This is a genomic window from Clostridium sp. D33t1_170424_F3 (genome assembly GCF_015667585.1).
Taxonomy (GTDB): Bacteria; Bacillota; Clostridia; order Oscillospirales; family Acutalibacteraceae; genus Anaeromassilibacillus.
Genome location: NZ_JADPEG010000008.1, coordinates 48445 through 71848 on the forward strand (window position 1 = coordinate 48445; position 23404 = coordinate 71848).

Sequence of the window (23404 nt, forward strand, 5' to 3'; positions counted from 1 at the left end):
ACTTCCTATAAGCCGGGGCGCTGTCTGTGTTTTATTTCCTGCTCACACGTAACGCGTTCGCCGCGGATGCACTGCGGCCCGCCGGTTCAGTGTGTATGGATTTTTCACGCAATCGTGATCGTACAATGCTTCACAGGCTTCTGTCCCGTCAGAGTCGTGTACACGCCGGTGCTTTCGCCCAGCTTGCCGATCGCCCAGACCCGGAAGTACCAGTCGTTGCCGATACGGGCTGCAAACTGCGTCTTGAGCACGCCGCCGTTGCCGACGGTAAAGCTGGGAACCAGCCCGTTTCCATTGACAACCGTCATCTTGAAGCAGTACGCGCTGCCGCGTTTCACGGCAAAATCCACCGTTGTGTCAGAAATGACCCTTGCCTGCGCCGCACCGGCAACCGCTGTTCCCACCGCGCCGTAAATATTGCCCATCGCGTTGGGGCTGGAGGTTCCGCCGGAACCAGTGTGAACCGTTACCTTTCTTTCCAATGCGTCGATCGTCCCGCGCACGAGGCCGCTCGCCGCGTCCACGTCCTCCTGGCTGGCCGACGGATTGTACAGCGTCTTGCGCGCCTGCTCCAGCGCATCCGTGAGGGCGTCGGCACTGTTCGTTGTATAAAGGCTCAGGTCAAAGCTTTCCGCTTCCTTAATCAGGTCTTCCAGCGCCTTCTTGTCCGGAATCTTCCGCAGAACCGCCATTGTTTCCGTCAGGGCCGACGCCGCACTGTTTACCTCGGACTGGGTTGGCTCCTGATCGAGCAGCGCTTCCGCCGCGCGGAGCGCCGTCAGGAAGTCTTCCTTGCCGGGTTCCAGATAGGACTCCAGCTCCGCTTCAATCTCTTGGCCCTTCTGGATCAGCGCCAGCAGGGATTCCCAATCCGCCTTGCGGACCAGATTTTCCATTGCGACGCGCAGCGCCTCGGCGGCTTCTTTAATTTCCTTGTCCATTGCGTCCGGGTCGCCGTAAACGGCCTGGGCTTCCGCCAGAACTTTTTCATAAGACGCCCAACTGGACGCGATGAATTCGTCTTTCACAAGCTGGTCCGCCGATTGCAGCGTTTCCGCCAGCGCGGTTTTGTCGCCCTTCGCAAAGCTCAGGTACTGGATGGCTTTCAGCATGGCAGACCAGGCGCGGTCGATGGTATTCTGATCCGCATCCTTCTTCGCCAGCACCGCTTCCGCGTTGGCAAGCGCCTTGTCAAACGCCTCCTGAACCGTTGGAATCGCATTCTTGTATTCTTCGCCGCTGGCCAGCGCCTTCGCGCTTTCGACCACGGTTTCCAGAATCTGTTTGTTCACAACCGTGAACGTCAGGTCAAAGGTGACGTCCGCATTGGGCATCGCGGCATTCCAGACGTATTGATTCACATCAAAGCCGCCGGTTTCCGCCGGCACGCCGTTGACCGCCACGCCAGCAAGCACCCTGCCGTCGATCGCCGGGACAAAGGTGAACGCCAGCGGCGTGTCCGCCGCCACGACGGCCTGATAGGAGCCGGTCAGGTTCGGAAGCTTTTGTTCCTCCCCATCAATAAAGAGTTTGACATTCCGTGAGAAGTTGACCGTCAGCATATGGTCGCCGGGCTCTTCCTCCGCCGGTTCCGTGACGCGGATTTCCGCGGCGGAGGAGAACTGCAGCGGAGCCTGTGTGGTGACGGATTCGACGGAGAACAGCCGCACATTCGTGGCCTTTTCCGCCGGGAAGGAAACCTTTTTCCACGAAGAACTCGCCGCCCAGCTGCCGCTGGCGACCTCATGGTATGTGGCGCCGTTGTCGCTGCTCAGCTCGATGCGGTACTTCGTGATTGTGCCGTTGCCCGCGTTGGAACGCGGCAGGCAGCGCAGGCCGTCCACGGTCTTTTCGCCGCCGAGGGCGATGTCGATCCAGTGGTCCTCGCGCGCCGCGCCCGCCCACAGGGTATGCCAGATGGTGTTTGTGTTGCCGTCCAGCACCAATCGCGCCGGGCCTTCGCTCGCGCCGCCGTTCGGCTCCTCGCTGCCCGCCGTGGCAGTCATCCCCGCCACCGGAAGGTCGTTGGTATCGTCCTCCGCCGGGTTCCTGTCCACCGTATCCACAGAGAAGTCCTTCAGGACCTCCGCGCCCAGCGTCTGCAAACTCAGGCCGTTCGGCTCTTCGGTGTACGTGTTGTTGGAGCGCGCCCACGCCCACTCAAACGCGAACCAGTCGAAATTCAGGTCGTAAGATTCGCCGTTCAGCATCTTCTGGTACTCGTCGATCCACTTCTCCCAGCGGACCTTATAGTAATCGTTCGTCAGGCCGGCCCACTGGCGGTTGGAATAGTCCTTCAGGCCGCCCGCGTTCGCCTGCGAAATGCCGCCCCAGGTGGTAATCAGTCCGCGGGCGTTCAGCTCGTACAGCTCCTTCGTGAAATCGTCCGCGTTGGCGGCGAGGTCCTTCGCCTGCCCTACCCAGGTGCCCAGTAAGAACGCCTTCTGCGTGCCGAGGACCTTTTCAATTTCATCGATGACGCGCAGGAATTTCTCCGACCTGCGGGCAAACGCTTCCGCGTCGCCGCCGCTGGCGGCCTCCGCCATGCTCCTGTGGTACTCCTGCGCCGTGTTCGACAGCACCTGCTTGAGCACGTCCGCCAGGTCGTACTGGTAGCCGGGGCTGTCCTTGAGCTTGTCGTAATCCTGCAGGAGCAGTTCCGCCGCGCGCTCCAGATCCTTCTTATTGTAATCGATCACCGCGTTGCCCCAGGTGGAGGCCGCGCTGATGTTCAGCGCCGGGCGGGCGTTGACCACGGACTCCGGCGCGCCCTGCCCCTTCATGTTCAGGGACGGGTTGTACACGGTGTCGTTCAGAATCTGCATGGCTTCAAAGGCCGCGTCGCTGGCCGCGCCGTAGCGGCGCGTCGTGTAATCGCGGAACCATTGCTCCAGGTCGATGGCCTGCAGATTGTCCGGCGTCTCGCTCCAGATCGTCTCAAAGAACAGGTCGTACAGGACCGGGTTGTTCTGGGAAGCCTCCGGCGTGATGCCGATGCCCTTCATCTGCTGCGCCGTCTGAGAGGCGCGGGGAATTTCATTGACAAAGTTTTCAATATGGCCATGCAGGCCCATGCGGCCGCCAAAGTTGTTCAGCATGCAGTACAGCCACGGCGTATCCATGAATTCGCCGCCGTTCGCGGTTTCCCATGTGGGGGTCTTTTCCGCGTAGAGGTCCAGCACCAGCGCATGCTCGCGGTAGCCCTCCAAACCCTGCATCAGGGAGGTGGTCGGGTTGCCCTGCCACGCCTGAATGATCCACACGGCGTCCGGGTCCGCCGCCAGCATGGAGGAAATCACATGGGCGCTGACCGTCGCGCCGGACATACCGCCGGTGTTGCCGCCCTCGTGGAATGGGTCGGTCGCGTAGTAGTGCGAGACGTCGCCGTACACTTCACGCTGGCAGGCATAGAATTTTTCCGCAAACGTGCTGTAGGTTTCGGTATCCGTCTTGAGCATCGCCGGACGCTGGAAGGAACACCAGGTGCCCTGCGGAATGATCTGCGCGTTTGGCTGCTTGTCCTGAATGTCCACCGGCACCATGCCGCTGTACCCCTGCAGGACCGGCTGCATGCCGAGCTTGCGCATGGTGAGCTGATTCTGTCGCGCCAGCTCCGTGCGCTCCGTAAACCAGGTGTCGTGCACCGGGCCGCCGAAGCCGGAGAGGTTCGCCATGTAGGCCCATGCGTAATACGCGGGGCCGGCAATAAAGTCCTTGGCCTCCTGATGGCTGTAGCCCAGCTCGCCCAGGAACCGCCGCCAGACCTCTTCCTGCGCGGTTGCGTCCAGCACCACGTTCACGCCGTTGAGGGCCAGCCAGTCCAGCTCGTTGCGCCATTCCTCCTCGCCCCAGAAGGCCATGGAGTAGGACAGCGTACAGTAGTTGTACGAGTACCGCACCGGGAACTGCGTCTCCCGGCGGACCGGCTCGTCGACGGGAACAATTGCATCCGGCATCCGCACCTGATCGCCCAGCTGGGAGATCATCACGTTGCAGTAGTATTTGAGATAGTAATTCAGGCCGGTCGCCAGGGACACGCCGTCGTTGCCGGCGATCCGGACGGTTCCGTCCGCCGCGTTGGAGAGCGTGAAGAAGTCATAGCCGTCTGCGCCCGGTTCTTCCAGCGCAAACGTGAACCAATCCACGTACGCCGGACCGAGGCGGCGCTCCACAATTCCCTGAACCTCCTGAACGGTCATTTCCGGGGTAATTTCCACATTGTACGGGGAATCCGCAAAATCGGGCACGTTGACCGCCGGGGTCTCCCGCACCGGTGTGCCGCTGGGTTCGCCCAGCACACGCACTTCGTTGAGGACCGCCTGCGCGGACGCGGAATTGTACTCCATGTACACGCGCACGATGCGCGCTTCCTTACCGCCCAGATCGTATGCTTCGCCCTCCGCCGGACAAACGTCCGCAGAGGTCTTTTCGGCCATCTTGTCAAAGTCGCGGCCGTCCATACTGGTGTAAATGGAATACTGGGAATAGCCGCTCGCGGGCGTATAGATTTCCACCTGGTCGATGTTGTAGTTTTCCTCCAGGTCGATGTCCACATAGGCCGGGTACATCGAACCGTTCCACGAATTGGTGGTCTGTCCGTCGTTCACCCTGTAGGCGTTCGCCTGGTTGGAGCTGGTATGTACGGGCTTGTTCCACGCGACGCTCTCCGTATCCTCCTGCGCGTCGCCGGGGGCTGCAAAGATCTTGAATTCCGCGATGGCCGGCCACGGGTCGCCGCCGGCGGATGCGATGCTGGTGATCTCCACGCGCACGTCGGCCAGCTCCACCGGGACGTCCAGCGCATGCGTCCGCAGGCAGTCCTCACGCGTCGCCGTCGCGCCTTCCACCAGCGTATTCCAATCCGCGTCGTCCTTGCCCCTGCCGAGGATATTATAGGTGAACACAAACTGGTTGCTGTCCGGGTTCATTTCCTCAAACGCAATCTCAAAGGACTGCACGCGGCGCTGCTGCGGCAGAGCGAGCTGCACCCACGCGGGCTTCCCGCCCAGGGAGCTCATGCCGCCGTTGAGGAACACATACAGGGAACTGTAATTGCCGTCCACCAGGTTGGCGGAGTTTCCCGCGCTGCCGCCGACGGAGGTAATCTCCGCGTCAGGCGCGATGTTCACCAGTTCTTCCTCCTGTGCGTCGTCCTCCACCCAGATTTCTATCTCCGCCATGGCGGGCCAGAAGGCCCCCGCGGCGCCGTCGTTCTTCGGGTTGGACAGCTCCACCTTGAGGTGGGAAAGATAGGTCGCGGTGTCAAAGGTATAGGTATAATCGTCGTCAAAGCCGTGGTCCGCCTGCTCGTCCGCGCCGATATAATCGGATGTGACGTTGTTGATCGCATAGGACAGGTTCATGTCCACCGACCAGGCGGAATGGCCGCTCTCAAACTTGACCGCCACCTTCTTCACCGGTTTGCCGAGCGCGGGCGGCAGCTGGAAGACCACCTCCGTGGGCCAGGTCCCGCTGTTGCGCACCCAGAGCGTGGTGGGATCGCCGTCCACCAGGTTTTCCGGGCCGCGTCCCGCTTCGTTTTCCGGCGCGTCGATCGCACACTGGGCGGCAATGTTGACGAGCTTCCCCTCCGCCGCCGTCTGCGTCCGCGCAAGCGCCGTCAACGGCAGTGAAGAAACCACCAGCAGTACGCACAGCAGCGCGCTGAGCAGAGATTTCATTTTTTTCACAAAAAGCACCTCCTGTTCACATTCTTTTCATTTATTCTATCATCTCGCAGGCAGGGCTTCAATCATTTTCGCAGAAAAGCATTTTCCACGCGAATATTTACATTGGGGGTATTTTGTCGAAATGAATGGTCAGGAATTCCGCTTTCCCCGTAAGGGATTTGTTTCTCATCGTGTAAAAAATCGCCTGTTTTCTTTGTATGAAAGTTAAAATTTTTAAAATCAGGAAATTTTTTAAAGAATTTTGTCCCCTTTTCCGCTTTTTTGACGTTCTAGTTATATAGGATAAGAATTTTTATAAAGAAAGAAATGGATTCCCATGCAGAACGCAACTTGACAATCGAACATTAAAAAACAGGAGGTTACTTATGAAAAAGAAAATTTTTGCGCTTATTCTCTGTTTGGCAGTCTGTATTTCACCCACAGGATTCGCATCGGCTGAAGAACTGGCTTCTCCGCAGATAAGCCCGCCCTCTGAAGCCATAGAAACAGAAGTTGGTATCGAGGTTGGAGAACTGGTCCTCGAAGAAGAACTGGAACTCAGCGACTTGCCCGACATGCCCGCGCTCTATACAAATTTGGAAGAAGACAGCGAAACCACTTCTGAAATTATCGAAGTGTCTAATTTGTATGATATCAAACCTATGCCTGAATTTAAAAGCACCCGGTCAGCAACAGCAGCTCTGCCGGATATCTCCTTGGGTGCAATTGTCATCCGGGGCGATCAGCCTTATCCCAGCAACGCGAATACAAAAGTGGAAGTTGGCCTGAACAATGTAGGAAGCGCCTCCGCAACAAATGTAGTTGTTTCCCTCTATCTGGATGGAACATTAAAGGGCAAATTTATGATTGAGGGAACTTTAAATCCCGGAGACAGCGGAACCTTTTATTGCACCGCAAATATTCTGGGCGGAACACACACGCTCAAGATGATTGCAAACGAGGATCGGACGATCACCGAATCAAATTATACCAATAACACAAAGGAAACAACACGCACCTGGGCAGATTGCATTGCGTTATCCGTCGATGCATTCCGGCCAGAAGATGGTTCCGGAGACGGTGTTGTCCGAGACCCAAAGGTTTTTGAATTCGCCTTTGCCAATCGGGGAAATATTACGGCACACGATGTCAAACTCATTTATAAAGTAAACGGCAGCACGGTAAAAACATCGACCATGAGCGTATCCCCAAGAAAAATTCTATCAGGAACCATTCCTTTTACCTTTCTAAAATATGGAAAATATAAGGTGGAATTTTTTATCGAACCGGATTCTTCGCAAACCGATATCACCCCTAACAACGATGCCAAGGGATACACCGTAAACATGGATTACGATGTGGAGGTTCTAACCGGTAGATGGGCGAATCCTAAAGACCTTGGAGTAAAAATTGACGCTTCAGCTAAACTCTTCATTAATCGAGATGATACGCTTACCCTACCTATGTGTAAAACGAGTTTTTTCGCCTGGAATGGCATTAACTCAAAAGCTTCCTTCGGCCAAATAGTTGAAACTACATTGGACACTGATAAAATAACTACGATTGCTCCTAAAAAATAGATTATCCTGTCTATATTCGCGCTGCATATGATGACGAATTTGCTTATCCAAATCCAACAGACATTATTCTTGCAGGCACTACCTTTTATGTTTGGACGGATGACAAAACTTTAACCTTGGTTTCTTCTGATCAAAACAAAACCTGGGATTTCTCCCTTATTGAGTTAAATTGGGACATGTTACCTGATGTAAATATAATGTCTCAAAGCAGAACGCTCACTCATGAAGCTGGGCATGTTTTAGGTTTAGACCATCCCCTTTGTAATGACTCAGCTATGATGCGTCAAACAGGAGACCCACTTGTATCTTTCAGTATTACCGATCATGACAAGCACAGTTTACGTGAAAAATATTGAAGGGAGGATTAGAAGTGAAAAAGACGATTTGTATTTGTTTGATATGTATTCTAGCTTTTATAAGCCTTTGTAGCTGTAAACAAAATAGACCAATAAATATCATTCAGTCTAACGGTCATAATGTCATCAACCTGTACGAACCTGAAGACATTGATGAGTGGGAGACACACGTTAGTTGTGTCGTACAGGGTAAATTAAGAAATGATTCGCAAGAAGTCCTGCGAGAATCTGAGGTGTCACTCTGGAATGGTGATACCTCCAAACTTACCGTTGGAGGCTGGACTGTATCCACCTTGGAAATTACAAAGGTTATTAAAGGAGATTTAACCATCGGAGATACCATAAAATTGGGTGAACCATATTTCACTATGACAGCAGAAGGTGAAACAGATATCTTCATCGACAGCTTTTTCCCTGCTCTTTACGTTCCAGCAGAAAAAGGGAAAGAATATATCTTTTTCCTTGATTACATGGATGAAACCCATGGGCGGCTTGCAAACACATATGCTGTAGCAACGAAATCTTACAATCGTTTTCCGGTTATTTCTCCGCAAACAAGGAGCGTCCAATCAATTTCTCTTTCGCAAAGCCTATCAGAAACAGAAAAGGACATCCTTGGGAACGATGAGACTTATCTGGACTTTTACCAACAAGCGATTGAAAAGTACATGAAATAACTACTTACCCGTTTTTTAATCTATACTTTTTGCAAAATGTTTACGAGAGGGTCTCCAATTGGAAACCCTCTCGTTTTTTAATTTTTGCTAGGTGAATTGTTTTGAATTTCTCCCCCGCAATTTTATTCTATTTGCTATAATGTTTATGTAGAAAGTTGTACCTACCAGCTGCTTCAAAAAGGGAAAACAAAAAATGAAAAAGTTTATTTGTATCTGTTTGGTTACTCTTCTTTCTTGCATTGTTCTAAACGGCTGCGCCCAGAAAACTCCCGTAAAAATTGTCCAACCCAACAACGATGTGATTGATCTTCACACTCCAAGTAACCTTGATGAATTTGAAGCAGAAGTGGATTGTATTGTCAAAGGGATACTAAGCGATGATTCAGAAGAAGTTTTGCGGGAATCTAGTATTGATCTGGGAAATGGAAAAACCGCAAAGGTTGTAACCGGAGGGTGGACCATAACTTCTCTTCAAATTACGGAAGTTTTTAAAGGAGATTTAAAGGCCGGCAATACCATTCGTTTAGACGAGCCCTATTGGATTGAAAATCGCGATGAAGGCCCAGTTGTTTTTATTGATGAATTCTATCCAAACCCTTATGTGCCTGCGGAAAAGGGAAAAGAGTATTTGTTTTTTCTAATGCATCAGGATGAATCGCGTGGAGAATTTGCTGATACTTATGCAGTAAACTCCAGAATATACAATCACCTTCCCGTCATATCCTCAAATACAAGGAGTACAGGAGAAAACTTGCTCACGCAAAACCTGTCAGAAACAGAAAAAGACGTTTTGGGCAGCGACGAAACCTATCTGGATTTCTACCGACAGGCAATTGACAAATACATGAAATGACCACGCCCTTCCAATGGCATGGTACAGCTCGATTGATTCTGTATATCCAACCGCAAAAAAGGGAGGCTTCCGCATGGAAGCCTCCCTTTCCAGTTTTGTTTCAGATGGTATCCACCGGCGGTTTGGAGAACGGGTTCTCCACCGCGGGTTCCGTCAGCAGCAGGCCCAGCTCCTCCGGGCGGACGGCGCCGTTCTGGATCGCGCGGTCCCGCAGGAAGATGTACAGCTCCGCCATCGACGCTTCCACATACGGCTCGACAAACAGCGTGCCAACGCCGAGGCACAGCATGCCGAGGAAATACCAGCCGATGAAGGACAGCTGCAGAATGAAGATGTTCATCTTCTCGCCGTCCGTCATCGCGCGGCTGATTTCCCGCGCACGGTCGCCCGGAAGGTTCGGGTTGTCGGAGAGGATATACGGCACCAGATAATATTGGTACGACTTGTAGATGCCCGGAATGAGGAACAGCAGGCTCCACAGGAAAATATACAGGTCCGTAACAAACATCGCCGCCACGGAGTTCTTGTAGTTCGCGCCAAAGCCGCTGAACAGCGTCTCCATCCGCACATCGCCAAAGTGGTTCTGCACAAAGTACCGCGCACGCCCAATCGACAGAACATTTACAACAAAGATACTCAGCAGCAGGCCGATCAAAGAGAACGGCACGGACCACGCGAGAAACTGCTCCGCCAGCATTTGCAGGTAAGCGCTGTTATAAAGAAAGCCATAATTCATAAACTGCTGGCCTAGGTTGCTGAACGTGGTCCCCATACCCGCGAGGCCCGCCAGCAGGGATGCGACCAAAGCGACCGCAAACGCACGCCAATACCGCCCTCTCAGTGCAATCTTAGCGTTTTCCTTCAAAATACTTCTGCTCCACATCACACATGCTCCCCTTCTCGTTCGTTTCCCGGATTCCTGATCCTGTTATGATTGTATACGCCGCATATGTCGTTTTGATGTCTTTTTCAGCCGCTTTTCTACAAATTAAAGGGAGGTCGGAACAATCGGGGGCTGCGGCGGCTCCTGTGAATCATCGGACGGGCTGCCGGGTTCCGTTTTTTCCAATTGAATCCGGGGCTGTTCCGCGTACGGTTCCGGCTTCTCCAATTGGACGCCCGGCGCTTCCGCTTTTTCCAGATTGACAACCGGCCTCTCCGGAGCGGGGGCAGCCGGAGGCTGTACCGGCGCGCCGTATGGCGGCATGTTTTGATTTACAGGCGGAACATACGGGGAAACCGGCGGCGTATACGGCGCGGTTGGCGGCGCATACGGGTTCGCCGGGGTATACGGCACATAGGTGGTCTGCGGCGGCGTGTAGACCGGCGCGGACTGCGGATTGAAGGGTGAGAACGGCGTAACCGGCGGCACGCCGCCCGCCAGGTTCAACTCCGCGGGATCAATAAAGCCGTTTTGAATGGCGCGGTCGCGCAGGAAAATATACAGCTCCGCGACGCTCGCCTCATAGTACGGATTGACGAACAGGCCGCCCAGGCCGAAGCACAGGGAGCCCAGCAAGTACCAGCCGATAAAGGACAGGTCCAGCGTAAAGATGGCGCCCTTTTCCCCGCTGGTCAGCAGGGAGCTGATCTGCCGCGCGCGGGAACCCGTCAGCGTCGGGTTATCCGCCAGCAGATATTTGACGAAATAGTATTGGTAAACCTTGATCACATACGGAATGACCAGGAACAGGCTCGCAAAGATCAGAAGCGACATCGCATATGCGCCGCCGAGGATGGCAAACAGGCTGAAAATCATGATGGCCATCATGATATACAGCCACATATCCACCAGCAGCGTCGTGGTGCACAGCGCGCCTACCGTGCTGAGGTAACCCGATTTGAACGCGCCGAACAGGTGCTCAAATTTGGTATCCCCAAACCGGTTGTGGATAAAGAACCGGCATTTCCCCATCGCGATGGGGTTGCCGACAAAGAATTGGAAGGCGAGCGCCAACCCAAATACAATCAGCAGGACGACGCCGATCACAGACAGGACCGCCATTCCGCCGTAGCCGAGATCGTCCCAGAAGTTATAGGAAGAAAACGGGCCGTCGCCGTAATAGTCGTACCGCCCGTTAAAATCATGAAAATCGTCGTAGTACCCGTAGTCGTCCCAGTTGTCGTAATAATCATAGTGTTCACTGTAGCCGCTGTACGGGTCGAGCTGGTCTTCAATATTGGAAAATGCGCGCTCCGCACCGCCCATGTTCCAGATGTTCATGCGCCCCAGGCCGGACGTCCCCGCGAGAATACAGGCGATCAGCGCCACCGCAAAGCAGAGCCAGTAACGGCCCTTCAAAGCCGTTTTCGCATTTGATTTTATAATCCTTCTATCCCACATAGGATGTTTCCTCTCTTTCAAGCAAATTTCTGTGACTTTATCCAACAAGTTGATACTCATTATAAACTTTTTTGCGAATATCTGCAAGGGAATTTGCACAAGAACCGTTTCCATTGTATGGGTTTCCATGCAATATTAGAAGGGAGCCCTGGGTGGAATGGATTTTTTATTTCTTCAATCTGCGATATAGTCGTTATATCGAACATAGACAATCGCCTGAAGGGGAAGTAAACTGTTCTTCAGATAACGGATTATTTATGGCAGAAAGGAGAATTCCCATTGGAAGCACCACAGCAGGAAAACATTTGCCAGGACTGCAAATACTACATACAGCATTATACCAAATGCGGGAAGGGCTATATGGAGACGTATTGCGGGCATTGCCGGTATCCCCGCCTGAAAACCCGAAAGCCGGATACAGAGGCCTGCCGGCATTTTCGGAAAAAACAGGGCTGAGTTTTCATGGACCGATAAAAAGCAGGGGTTTCCGTTTACACAGAAACCCCTGCAAAAATAAACCTGTTTTATACGCCGCCTGTCCCTCACTCCGCATATTTCCGCAAACATTGCACTACATACGTTTCCGCCTCGTCCAATGTGCAGTCGGGATGCAGCGCATATGCCCCCTGCTGGAATAAAACTTTACCATCGCTCTCCAGAAAGATTCCATAACGGCCTGTGAATTCATATTCCGCCAGGTCTGACAGGTACAGCTTTTCGCCGTTGACTTGCATCTGGAATTCATCCGTTATCTGATATGGAATCCAGATGCCCTCTGTACCGGTTCTGATTTGGCTGATGATTGACGTATCCCCTTCTAAGTCGTTACGCACAATTGGAAAAGGAACCAACACCTGGACAAGATCGCCTTCTTTTATCTCGCCCGCAAATACCTTTTCTGCTTTGATCGCAGCCAAGGCCATATATTTGCCGTACGTCCCGCCTTCCGTTGTCAGGGAAATATTCTGAACAGAAACCACCTTTCCCCGAAATGCAGGCGCATGATAGCGCTGAAATGCCTCCTGTTCAGTCAACTGCGCCGAGTCAAAAAGTGCGTACGGCGCAGTTCTCCAGTAATCCTTTACATAGCGCGCGGTTATCTTAGATGAAGATTTCTGCAATGGAATGATATTTCTAACAGCCAAATGTGATGATAACCCTATGGAGCCAAGTCCTATAAGAAAATAAATTAAAACAATATGCTTTTTTTTCATTTCTTAGATACCCTGCAAATTATTATATGTGAGTATATAGATAATTCAAAGCGTATTTATCATGGGCAGTTATATACGTTTTTCTATTACTTGCAAATGAGTCAGATACCATTACCGATTGATCTAAGCACTCAGACTCTCCTAACCCTAATGCATGTCCCATTTCATGGGTAAACGTAGATCTCCGTTGTTCAGCTGTATGTTCTTCCCAACCATATGGATTAAAAGTGTTTAACGCTATCTCTACTGTTCTTGAAACAAAGTATCGTCCCCCTTCCCCTAATGAAGTTCCTGCACTAGCCCCAAGATCTTCGTGTGTTACACGGGCTATCATTTTTATATCTGCATCTGGTTCTTCTGTATTCGTTATCATTGCAGTAATTTTAATTTTACGTCCACTTATAGTAACGTCATTCCATTTTTGTAACGCTGCTATAATCTCGTAATCCTTTACTCCAAATTGACCAGCGTATTGTAAAGCTGAAGGGCAAATAGCTACTGTTAAATCTGCAAGCTTATCAACAGACCATATTTTTCCATTAAACTCTAATGCGTATTCAACTTGGTACGTACTCGACCTTTTTGTATTATTGCTTTTATCGTAATCATCATTATAACTGGCAATCAAATTAAAATATGCATTACTCGTTTTTAAACCGACTGTTATATCTATAACAATCTCCAAACTATAATTTGGCTCTAAACTAGTCGTATATACAGCAATTGTATTCCCAAATTTATCAGATGTTACTACCGTATATTCTTGGACCCCCGCTCTTCCGAGATTATCAATTCTACCAAAAAATTGCTTTGTCTCTAATGCATGAAAACTTCTTGTCCCATCTTTAATATCAAAATAGGATGGATATAGGTCTGCATAATCCTTCCAATTCCGTGTTATTGAACCCACATTATTAACATAATTACTTTCTTGCATAGGTGGAATATTTCCTTGGTGTTCATTTAAAACAAATTTTATTGTATGTTTTCCCTCTGACCAATGAAATGGCATTTCCCACTCATAATAATATCCGGGCTCTAATGGATCAAGTTGCATATTCAAATCGGCAGAAATTTTTATATCATTCACATACATGTCTAAATAGATAAAATTAGCAACCGCAGTCCCTATATTCTCAATTTTAAAATATATTTGTGTATCCTTATGCGTTGGGAATGGGTATTTTTCATACGGTGCTGTTATAGAGTAATCGCTAATACATATATCTGGAAGCCCTGCTGAAGATGCTAACGGCATAGGAGAATCATAATCCTCCAAAGGCAATTTTGTATATGTTGCCTCTTCAAAAAAATCTTGACATAAACTGTACATCTCGTCTACGCTTAATTCATCTGCTTCTAAACAAAAGCGCGATAATCCAGAATCATCCTCATTGTCCTCTATTGGTACCTTAGCAATTTTAATACTTTCAACTGTACAATCCGGACTATCTTTAATTGTAAGATTAGAATCCATTTGTAAGACAGTTCCACATTCATTTTTTTCATAAATTAATTCAAATTCATCTCTGTTATCCTCTAAATCTAAACTATGCTGTGCGCTGTCTGGTCTATTGGTATCAATCAGATCATCAGAAGTATCAGCTGCATAGGCAGGAATTGAAATGAACATTACTGCACACGCTAATACAATAGCAGTCCATGTATATTTAAACTTTTTCATATTTTCCTCCTCGTTCGTAAAAATCGTATTGGCTAATTTAAATGAACTTTCCTACCTAAACTGCATTGGAATCACCTCTTACATATTAAAATTCAACATAATTACTTCTGAGCATAGATCTCTAATATTCATCAAAATAATAATACATTATATTTTTTCTCTAGTCAACATAAATCTAAGCTATTTGACTATAATTATTTTAATAAATTAGTTTTATTTATCTAAATTATTGCAGTGTTTTAATAAAGCTATCACAGCAAGCAGAAAACTTTTACTTCCAATATTACCGTTACAACCAAATGCTTAAAACTGCGCTCATACTCTGTGACAATTAAACCTCACCTAAAACACATAAAAAGCCCTTCACCGCATTTGCGGTGAAGGGCTTTCACTCTATCGCTATGTAACTTAGTCGGCGTACTTGTTCTCGCCGTTCCAGGAATACATCTTGCGCAGCTCCTTGCCGACGGCCTCCAGCTCGTGGGAAGCCTCGATGCGGCGGCACGCGTTGAAGTGCGGGCGGCCGTTCTTGTTCTCGGCAATCCAGCGCAGGGCAAAGGTGCCGTCCTGAATCTCGGAGAGGACCTTCTTCATTTCCTTCTTGGTCTCCTCGGTGATCAGGCGCTTGCCGATCTCGTAGTCGCCGTACTCGGCGGTGTCGGAGACGGAATAACGCATCATGGAGAAGCCGCCGCTGTAGATCAGGTCGACGATCAGCTTCATCTCGTGGATGCACTCAAAGTATGCGTTCTCCGGCGCATAGCCCGCTTCGACCAGCGTCTCAAAGCCGGCCTTCATCAGGGCGGTCACGCCGCCGCAGAGGACGCACTGCTCGCCGAACAGGTCGGTTTCGGTCTCAATCTTGAAGGTGGTCTCCATGATGGCTGCGCGCGCGCCGCCCAGTCCCGCGCCGTAGGCCAGCGCGATGTCGAGGCAGTGGCCGGAAGCGTCCTGGTACACCGCGACGAGGCAGGGCGTGCCCTTGCCTTCCTGGAACTCGCTGCGGACGGTGTGGCCCGGCGCCTTCGGGGCGATCATGAACACGTCGATGTTTGCCGGCGGCACGATCTGGCCGAAATGGATGTTGAAGCCGTGCGCGAACGCAAGGGCCTTGCCCTCGGTCAGGTAGGGAGCGATATCCTTCTTGTACATATCCGCCTGGCGCTCGTCGGGAATCAGGATCATGATAATATCGGAAGCCTTGGTCGCCTCCGGAACGGTCATGACGGTCAGGCCGGCTTTTTCCGCTCTGGCGCGGCTCTTGCTGCCCTCATAGAGGCCGACGACGACGTCCACGCCGCTTTCCTTCAGGTTCAGCGCATGTGCGTGGCCCTGGCTGCCGTAACCGATAATCGCAACTTTTTTGCCTTTCAGGACGTTGATGTCACAATCGGCTTCATAATAAATCTTAGGCATGATTACATTTCCTCCTTGCCGGAATCGGCAATAAATTTATTGGGCCGCCCGGCGAACGCCCGGCGGAAGTTTGGTACAGGCCTGGGAACGGCGGGTCCTTCCGCGCGTTTCCCGGGAAATCCCGCGCGCGTCGGTCCGGAGCCCTCCGGCCTGGCAGACTGTCTTGTTAGCTGCCCTTTCTGCGGGCGATGGCGGAGCCCTTCTCAATGGCGAGGGCGCCCGCGCGGACAATTTCTTTGATCCCATAGGGCTTTAACAGGCTGATGAGCGTTTCCGTGCGCTCCGTGCTGTCTGTAAACTGGAGCGTCAGGCAGTCGGTTGCGACGTCCACAATCTGGGCGCGCATCAGCTCCGCGATTTTCATAATTTCCGCGCGCTGCTGGGCGTTGCTGCTGACTTTAATCAGCGAGAGATAGCAGCTGTAGAAGGATTCCGGCTCCAGCACGCGGACCTTAATGACCTGAATTACCTTATTGAGCTGTTTTTCCACCTGCTCGACGATGTGTTCGTCGCCGTTGACGACGATCGTAATGCGGGAGATGGTGGAATCCTCCGTCTCGCCGACGGCGAGACTGTCGATATTGAACCCGCGGCGGGCGAACAGGCCGGAAACCTTGTACAGTACGCCGGGCTGGTTCTCCACCAGAATGGAAATCGTATATTTCATGGCGGTTCCCCCTTATATGGACGGTGTTTCCGGGTCTACGCTGCACACCAGGATAAAGGCTTTTTTGCTGTCCAGCATCTTCCTTGCCAGTTCCACCGCCTGCGCGTTGTTCTCCGCGCGCGCGGCTTCGATGCCGTAGGATTCTGCCAGCCTGACAAAGTCCGGGTTGCCGTTTTCCAGCACGGTGCCGATGTGGCGGCAGCCGTACAAACGGTCCTGAAACTCGCGGACCATGCCCAGGCGGTTGTTTTCCATGATGACGATCTTCACCGGCACGTCGTTCTGGATCAGCGTGCCCAGCTCGCACATGCACATCTGGAAGGAGCCGTCGCCGCAGACCGCGACGACCTGCCGCTTGGGCTTGGCGATCTTCGCGCCGATGGCCGCAGGGACGGAATATCCCATGGTCCCCAGACCGCCGGAGGTGAGGAAGCGCCCCTCCTTGACGTTGAAATTGCGCGCCGCCCAGATCTGGTTTTCACCGACGTCGGCAACCAGAATCGCGTCCTCCTGCATCATTTTGGAGAGGTCGCGGATAAAGACGCGCGGTTCCACAAAGTCCTCGCGCGCTTCGCCGCGGGGCGGGTATTTCTCTTTGAGGGAAAACACATGCTCCACCCATTCCTGGGGAACGGTGTTTTCCACCTTTTCCGCCAGCGCGCCGAGCACCAGGCGGATGTCGCCCACGATCGGAATGTGGGCTGTCATATTCTTGCCGATTTCGGCGGGGTCGATGTCAATATGGATGATCCGGGCCTTTTCCGCCAGGCTCTCCGGGGCCGCGACCGCACGGTCGCCCACGCGCGCGCCGCAGAGAATCACGAGGTCGGCCTCGCTCATCGCCTTGTTGGCGCTGGACCGCCCATGGGAACCGATCATCCCCAGATAGTACGGGCTGTCCATCGGCATCACGCCGATGCCCATCATCGTGGCCGCCACGGGAATGCCGCTGTTTTTGGCAAACGCGACCATCTGGTCGCGCGCGCCTGCCAGCACCACGCCGCCGCCGCAGCAGATAATGGGACGTTCCGCGTCCTTGATCGCCTGCAGGGCTTTTTTGACCTGGATCGGGTGTCCCTGCGTGCGGGGCTTGTATCCGATAATATCCGCCTTCGCGGGATAGTTAAACGCTTCGATTTCCTGCAGCTGGATATCCGTGGGGACGTCGATCAGCACCGGGCCGGGACGGCCTGTGGTGGCGATGTGAAACGCCTCCTTGAATATGCGGGGCAGTTCCGCTGCATTGTTGACCAGATAGGAATGCTTGACAAACGGCTGGCACGCGCCGGTGATGTCCGCCTCCTGAAAGACGTCGCGGCCCAGCAGCCAGGAATTGACCTGCCCGGTGATAGCGATCAGCGGGATGGAATCCATGTACGCCGTCGCGATGCCGGTGATCAGATTGGTTGCGCCGGGGCCGGAAGTCGCCACGCAGACGCCCGGTTTTGTGCTTGAGCGGGCATAGCCGCTGGCGATATGGGCCGCGTTCTGCTCCTGACGGACCAGAACATGCTTGATCTTTGTCCGCGTGATGCAGTCGTAAAACGGGCAAATTGCGGCGCCCGGATAACCGAATATGTAGGAAACGCCCTCATTTTCCAGGCATTTCACCATGATTTCCGCTCCGCTGATCATAGACCCACTCCTTTATCTCTCAAACCGATGACAGCCGCACAGCGCACTGTCAAAATTCGTATGTTTCGGTCGCTTTCGTTATTTAAAATATTATAGTATTTATCCCACGGCCCGTCAAGACCTTCAAAGGGACGCAAACTCGCTTTTCCGCAGCGGAACCGGCTGGAAATTTGATGCAGGACGGCGGGAAACCGCCTGCATCCCGCCGGGGCGGAGCGCCTTTTCTGTCGGAACCGCACAACAGACCTCCGCCGGGATGTGAATTTCATTAGTTAATACGCTAAATTGTCACAGAATGAAAATCTATGCAATTATTTTGTATTTTTATCCTTTTTACTGGATGTTTCATGGACGAACCTGCTGTATCCGTATGGCGCCGGATTCCGGTTTATGATAAAATGGATACGATTTTTTCCTAAGAAAGCCGCGTCAGCGATCCTTCTGAAAATCGACGACGCGGTCCCCCTGATAGTACAGCATGCCCTGCTCCCCGGCTTGCAGCCCCGCGTAGAAGCCGGGGCCGGCGGCGAATGTCTCTGCCTTTCCGTCTATGGAAAAGGTAATCAGAAAATCGTTTTGGGTCTCCATAACGGCTCTTCTCATGGAATAAGCCTCATAGCGGACCTCTTCTTTGTGGAGAACCGTCGCATGTTTGCATTTGGGGCACTGTTTCCGTTCCCTCACGGTCAGAATCCAGTATAAAATCCCGCAGACAACGGACGCACCCCAGAGGACCAAAAATAAAATTGCGACTGTCTGCATGTTCATCCCCTCCAAAACAGATGCGTTAAACGACCGGCGGCAAGTTTTTATAACGCAATTGACCCGGGGGTATTTCTTCTGTTTTCCATATCCGGCTCCCTCCTCTTGATTGCACAATATAAAAGATCAGAATTCTAAATTTACAATGATATAATAACACTTGATTGCCGCCAACAGCAAACCTGTGTTGAAAATTTCACCTGATTTCATTTTGATTGGAAAGGACCCTCGCCATGACTGAAACACCCCTCTATACCGCCCTTTTAACCCACCAGTCCCTCCGCCGCGCGTCATTTCACACGCCGGGGCACAAGAGCAATCCCTCCGCATTGCCGCCAAACCTTTTGTCCCTCGACTACACGGAACTGCCGGATACGGACAGCCTGTTTGAAGCGGAAGGCCCGATTTTACAGGCGGAGGAAGCCGCCGCCGCGCTGTTTGGAACCAAACGCACGCTGTTCTCCGCCGGAGGCTGCACGCTCTGCATCCAGGCGATGCTCCGGCTGGCCGCGCCCTGCGGCGGACGCGTCCTATGCAGCCGCGTGCTGCACCGCTCGGCGGTCAACACAATGGCCCTGCTGGGATTGACGCCCGTCTGGGCCATGCCGGAGGACCTCTGTGCCGCGGTGGAACAGCATCCCGACGTCAAAGCCGTCTACATCACCAGCCCCAACTACTACGGCGAGCTGGCGGACGTCCCCGCCCTTGCGGCGGCCTGCAAAAACCACGGCATCCCCCTGCTGATGGACAACGCCCACGGGGCACACCTGTTTTTCACCGATCCGATCCTGCACCCCATCGCGCTTGGTGCGTCGATGACAGCCTGCTCCGCGCATAAGACGCTGAACGTGCTGACCGGCGGGGCCTGGCTGCATATTGCGGACGAGCGGTTTGCAGACGAAGCGAAGGGCGCTATGAGCCTGTTCGGCTCCACCAGCCCGTCGTACCCCATTATGGCCTCGCTCGACCTCTGCCGCGCATGGCTGGAGGAACACGGAAAAGCGGCCTTTGCCCAGCTGCAAACGCGCGTATGCAACCTGAAAGCGGCTTTGCAGTCCATGGGCCTGCATGTGCTGGGGATGGGCCCGGACGACTCTCCCCTGCGGTGGGACCCCACGCGCATCACGGTGGGCACCGCCTCCATCGGCCTGACGGGGACAGAGGCGGCGGAACATCTGCGCCGGGCAGGCTGCGAGCCGGAATACGCGGACAGCCGGTGCGTGGTCTGCATTGTGACGCCGTTCAATATGGAGGGGGATTTCGCGCGTCTGGAAGCGGGCTTCCGTGGATTGCTCCGGCATGCGGGCGCGCCCCTTTCCGCCGGAAACACGATCGCGCAGCTGCCACCCCTTCCGCCAGTGCGCGCTTCCCTGCGGGAGGCGGTCCTGGCGAAGGCGGAGTCCGTGCCGCTGGCCTCAAGCGCCGGCCGCATCGCGGCGGAACCCGCCTGCCCCTGCCCGCCCGGCGTGCCGGTCGTGATGCCCGGGGAAGAAATTACCAGGGAGGCCGTGGAGTTTTTGCGTTCCTATGGCTTTTCCTCTATAAAAGTGCTAAAATAAAAACGATCCGGATGGCCGGATCGGATTACATAGAGAATGGGAGGCAATCATTATGAAGCTGGTTCTTGCCATTGTGAATAAAGACGACAGCAGCATGGTTTCCGCTGCGCTGACCCAGGAGGGGTTCCCGGTTACAAAGCTTGCCACCACAGGCGGTTTTCTGATGGCGGGCAACACCACGTTTATCTCCGGTGTGGAGGACGACAAGGTCGACCAGGTCATCCGCATCATCGAGCAGCAGAGCAGCCGGCGCACACAGCTTGTGCCGAGCACCTCCACCATGGACATGGGGATGTATACTTCCATGCCGGTAGAAGTCACTGTGGGCGGCGCGACCATCTTTGTGCTGGACGTCGACCGTTTTGAAAAGGTATGAATTTCGAAGGAATTTTCTGCGGCGAGGGCGTCAAGCAGAGCCTGTCCCTCGCCTTTTCTGAAAACCGGCTGCCGCACGCGATCCTGATCGAGGGACCGGCGGGCAGCGGCAAAGAAACGCTGGCCCGTTGGATCGCAAAAGCGGCGGTCTGTACCGGGGAAGGAGAGCGCCCCTGCGGGCATTGCCCCGGGTGCATCAAGGCTGCGGCGGGTTCCCATCCGGACATCACCATCGCGGGGGGCGGAACGGCTGCCCGGTCGTTCCACGTGGACGCGGTCCGCACCATCCGTTCGGACGCGTACATCAAGCCGAACGAAGCGCCGCGCCGCGTGTTCCTGCTGGAAAACGCGGAAACGATGTCCGAACAGGCGCAGAACGCGTTGTTGAAGGTCTTTGAGGAACCGCCGGACCATGTATTGTTTCTTTTGACAGTCACATCCGCATCGGCGATGCTTCCCACCGTGCGGTCCCGCGCACAGCTGTTTACCCTGGAAGGGGAAACAGCCGCCGCGCCGGAGGACGCCGCGCTGTGCGCGTCTATTTGCGCCGCGATCCCCGCGGCGGCGGAAGCTGCGCTTCTGGAGCTGACCGCGCCGCTCATCCGGGACAAGGACCGCCTGCGCCGCATTTTCAAGCAGCTTTACCTGCTGTTTCGGGACGCCTGCGTCCTGCGGGCGGGCGGGGATTCCTGCCTTTCCGGCCAGCGGGAAGCGGCGGACACGCTCGCGCACGCGCTGACGCGGGACAGGCTCCTTGCCCTTTTGGAACAGGTAAAAAAGGCGCAGCGGGCACAGGAGCAAAACGCCAACGCGGCGCTTTTGGTCACCGCTTTCTGCGCGCGGCTCTGCACCGCGGCGCACGGGCGTAAAAAATAGGTAAAATGGGTATCCTAACCATAGAAAAACATCGTACGGGAGGTTTGTATGGCCGAGGTTATAGGCGTTCGTTTTAAAAACATGGGCAAGGTGTATTACTTTGACCCGGACGGCAACGAATTAAAACTGGGCGACAACGTGATCGTGGAAACCGCGCGCGGCGTGGAATGCGGCGAAGTCGCCATGGAGAAAAAAGAGATCACCGAAGAGGAAATCGTACAGCCGCTGAAAAAGCTGATTCGCGTGGCGACGAAAGACGACCTGAAGCGCGTGGCGGAGAATTCGATCAAAGAAAAGACCGCGTTCGGCATCTGCCTGAAAAAGATCGCGGCGCATAAGCTGGATATGAAGCTGGTCGACGTGGAATACACCTTTGACAACAGCAAGATTTTATTTTACTTTACGGCGGACGGGCGCGTGGATTTTCGCGAACTGGTCAAGGACCTGGCGTCCGTGTTCCGCACCCGCATCGAACTGCGCCAGATCGGCGTGCGCGACGAGGCAAAGATGCTGGGCGGGCTGGGCATCTGCGGGCGGCCGTTCTGCTGCGCCACCTTTTTAAGCGGGTTCCAGCCGGTTTCCATCAAGATGGCCAAGGAACAGGGCCTGTCCCTGAACCCGGTCAAAATCTCCGGCACCTGCGGCAGGCTGATGTGCTGCCTGAAATACGAGCAGGAGGCCTATTCCGACCTGCTGCGCCGCACGCCCTCGGTCAATTCCGTGGTGATTACGCCGTCCGGCAAGGGCGTCGTGGTGGACCAGAATATCCTGACCGGCAAGCTGCAGGTGCGGCTGGATTCCGCGCCGGAAGCCGCGCCGCAGACCTTTACCGTTAAGCAGGTCAAGCTGGTGCGCGGCGCACGCGGCGGCGGCGAGAAACCAGCGGAAAAAGCCGCTGACAAAACAGAGCCCGAACAGCCGATGGAATCGGAAAAGAAGTAAGGTTGAATCGCTGGAATTTTTTATGAAACACACAATAAACTGTTGCTTTTTTGTCAATCTGTGTTAAAATAAGCTTGTAAAAATTATTGGAGGTGTTTCCTTTGGCATACGTAATTAGCGATGAATGTATTTCCTGCGGCGCTTGCGCAGGTGGCTGCCCGGTTGGCGCAATTTCCGAAGGTGACGGCAAGTACGTTATCGATCCCGAGACCTGCACAGAGTGCGGTGCTTGCGCAGAGGTTTGCCCGGTTGGCGCTCCTGCTCAGGAATAATTTCATCTATGCAAGCTAAAAGGCGAAGCGCCAAGCGCTTCGCCTTTTTTGCACCTCCAGACCTGCGCGCACAGCACGTTATACAGCATCATAAAAGAATCACATTTACACAGTGGCTGAACAAGACGTACAACGTCTGACGCGCCTGCGGCGGCATTCTCAGTAAGAAAAGAGAGTCACAAAGAGCATAAAGATTTCACCCAACAACGTTCAAATATAGAATGATGGAAAACCAGCTAAGGATTTCACCAAATCCAAAAGAGAAAACAAAAACCAAAGCTCTGCCGTCAATGAAAACCACGCCGCCCGCCCTGAGCAACTTAGGTGTATGGGGATACCGGGGGTGAAGGGGGGCGCGAGTCGTACCCAGCCGGAGCCCAGCTCTCACGCCCCCCTTCGCGTGCTTTTGCTTACTTTTGTGGCAAGACGGACACGCTGTGTCTGACGCGCCTCCGGCGATGGTCGTTTGGAGCATCGAGCGAGGCTTTAGCCTCTAGCGAGCGTCCCCACCGGAGGTGCCGCC

At 53.5% G+C, this 23404-nt stretch carries 19 protein-coding genes; 10 read left to right on the forward strand and 9 right to left on the reverse strand.

All coding sequences use genetic code 11. The annotated features are described in order from the left end of the window. Positions 1–104: 104 nt before the first annotated feature. On the reverse strand, positions 105–5681 hold the full coding sequence (locus I4V53_RS06850; protein ID WP_286167066.1) for an alpha-N-acetylglucosaminidase TIM-barrel domain-containing protein: 5577 nt from the start codon (positions 5679–5681) through the stop codon (positions 105–107). 374 nt (positions 5682–6055) lie between these two features. Here I4V53_RS06850 and I4V53_RS06855 point away from each other — a divergent pair, with 374 nt between their 5' ends. From I4V53_RS06855 to I4V53_RS06865, 4 genes are all read left to right on the forward strand, one after another. After that, entirely contained in the window at positions 6056–7249 is a 1194-nt protein-coding gene (locus I4V53_RS06855) for a CARDB domain-containing protein (RefSeq protein ID WP_195984846.1), read from the forward strand. Between the two features lie 116 nt (positions 7250–7365). Then, positions 7366–7605: a matrixin family metalloprotease gene (locus I4V53_RS14195; RefSeq protein WP_353616491.1), complete on the forward strand. Its 240-nt coding sequence runs from the start codon at positions 7366–7368 to the stop codon at positions 7603–7605. Positions 7606–7619: 14 nt separating this feature from the next. Then, positions 7620–8282 (forward strand): hypothetical protein, encoded by a 663-nt coding sequence (locus I4V53_RS06860; protein ID WP_195984848.1) that lies wholly within the window; start codon positions 7620–7622, stop codon positions 8280–8282. Positions 8283–8475: 193 nt separating this feature from the next. Beyond that, the gene (locus I4V53_RS06865; protein WP_195984850.1) at positions 8476–9135 is read left to right on the forward strand and encodes a hypothetical protein; all 660 of its coding nucleotides are present in this window, start codon (positions 8476–8478) and stop codon (positions 9133–9135) included. A gap of 100 nt (positions 9136–9235) precedes the next feature. Here I4V53_RS06865 and I4V53_RS06870 read toward each other — a convergent pair whose 3' ends face one another. Together I4V53_RS06870 and I4V53_RS06875 are read right to left on the reverse strand one after the other, a co-directional pair. After that, positions 9236–10018 (reverse strand): DUF975 family protein, encoded by a 783-nt coding sequence (locus tag I4V53_RS06870; protein WP_286167067.1) that lies wholly within the window; start codon positions 10016–10018, stop codon positions 9236–9238. A gap of 105 nt (positions 10019–10123) precedes the next feature. Beyond that, positions 10124–11479, reverse strand: a complete 1356-nt coding sequence (locus tag I4V53_RS06875; protein ID WP_195984854.1) for a DUF975 family protein — start codon at positions 11477–11479, stop codon at positions 10124–10126. 279 nt (positions 11480–11758) lie between these two features. On the opposite strand from I4V53_RS06875, the gene I4V53_RS06880 reads away from it, so the two are divergent. After that, positions 11759–11935 (forward strand): hypothetical protein, encoded by a 177-nt coding sequence (locus I4V53_RS06880; RefSeq protein WP_195984856.1) that lies wholly within the window; start codon positions 11759–11761, stop codon positions 11933–11935. A gap of 86 nt (positions 11936–12021) precedes the next feature. Here the strand turns inward: I4V53_RS06880 and I4V53_RS06885 are convergent, their stop codons facing one another. The 6 genes from I4V53_RS06885 to I4V53_RS06910 form a co-directional block, all read right to left on the reverse strand. Next, complete coding sequence (locus I4V53_RS06885) at positions 12022–12693, reverse strand: hypothetical protein (RefSeq protein WP_195984858.1); 672 nt, start codon at positions 12691–12693, stop codon at positions 12022–12024. A 22-nt stretch (positions 12694–12715) separates the two neighbouring features. After that, complete coding sequence (locus tag I4V53_RS06890) at positions 12716–14377, reverse strand: hypothetical protein (RefSeq protein WP_195984860.1); 1662 nt, start codon at positions 14375–14377, stop codon at positions 12716–12718. A 408-nt stretch (positions 14378–14785) separates the two neighbouring features. Next, a complete protein-coding gene (gene ilvC, locus I4V53_RS06895) occupies positions 14786–15793 on the reverse strand; it encodes a ketol-acid reductoisomerase (protein ID WP_195984862.1) in 1008 nt (335 codons plus the stop codon). A 166-nt stretch (positions 15794–15959) separates the two neighbouring features. Then, positions 15960–16460 carry an acetolactate synthase small subunit gene (ilvN, locus tag I4V53_RS06900; protein WP_050699346.1) on the reverse strand — a complete coding sequence of 167 codons (501 nt, stop codon included), beginning with the start codon at positions 16458–16460 and terminating at the stop codon, positions 15960–15962. Positions 16461–16472: 12 nt separating this feature from the next. Beyond that, positions 16473–18095 carry a biosynthetic-type acetolactate synthase large subunit gene (gene ilvB, locus I4V53_RS06905; protein WP_195984864.1) on the reverse strand — a complete coding sequence of 541 codons (1623 nt, stop codon included), beginning with the start codon at positions 18093–18095 and terminating at the stop codon, positions 16473–16475. Between the two features lie 429 nt (positions 18096–18524). Next, positions 18525–18857, reverse strand: coding sequence for a DUF2500 family protein (locus I4V53_RS06910; protein ID WP_195984866.1), 333 nt, complete (start codon positions 18855–18857; stop codon positions 18525–18527). Positions 18858–19090: 233 nt separating this feature from the next. On the opposite strand from I4V53_RS06910, the gene I4V53_RS06915 reads away from it, so the two are divergent. From I4V53_RS06915 to fdxA, 5 genes are all read left to right on the forward strand, one after another. After that, the gene (locus I4V53_RS06915) at positions 19091–20416 is read left to right on the forward strand and encodes an aminotransferase class I/II-fold pyridoxal phosphate-dependent enzyme (RefSeq protein ID WP_195984868.1); all 1326 of its coding nucleotides are present in this window, start codon (positions 19091–19093) and stop codon (positions 20414–20416) included. 52 nt (positions 20417–20468) lie between these two features. Beyond that, complete coding sequence (locus tag I4V53_RS06920) at positions 20469–20792, forward strand: cyclic-di-AMP receptor (RefSeq protein ID WP_050699353.1); 324 nt, start codon at positions 20469–20471, stop codon at positions 20790–20792. Next, positions 20789–21667, forward strand: coding sequence for a DNA polymerase III subunit (locus tag I4V53_RS06925; protein WP_195984870.1), 879 nt, complete (start codon positions 20789–20791; stop codon positions 21665–21667). Before I4V53_RS06920 ends, I4V53_RS06925 begins: the two co-directional genes overlap by 4 nt. A 48-nt stretch (positions 21668–21715) precedes the next feature. Then, on the forward strand, positions 21716–22609 hold the full coding sequence (locus I4V53_RS06930; protein ID WP_195984872.1) for a PSP1 domain-containing protein: 894 nt from the start codon (positions 21716–21718) through the stop codon (positions 22607–22609). A 101-nt stretch (positions 22610–22710) separates the two neighbouring features. After that, positions 22711–22881, forward strand: coding sequence for a 4Fe-4S ferredoxin (fdxA, locus tag I4V53_RS06935; RefSeq protein ID WP_195984874.1), 171 nt, complete (start codon positions 22711–22713; stop codon positions 22879–22881). The last annotated feature ends 523 nt before the right edge of the window (positions 22882–23404 follow it).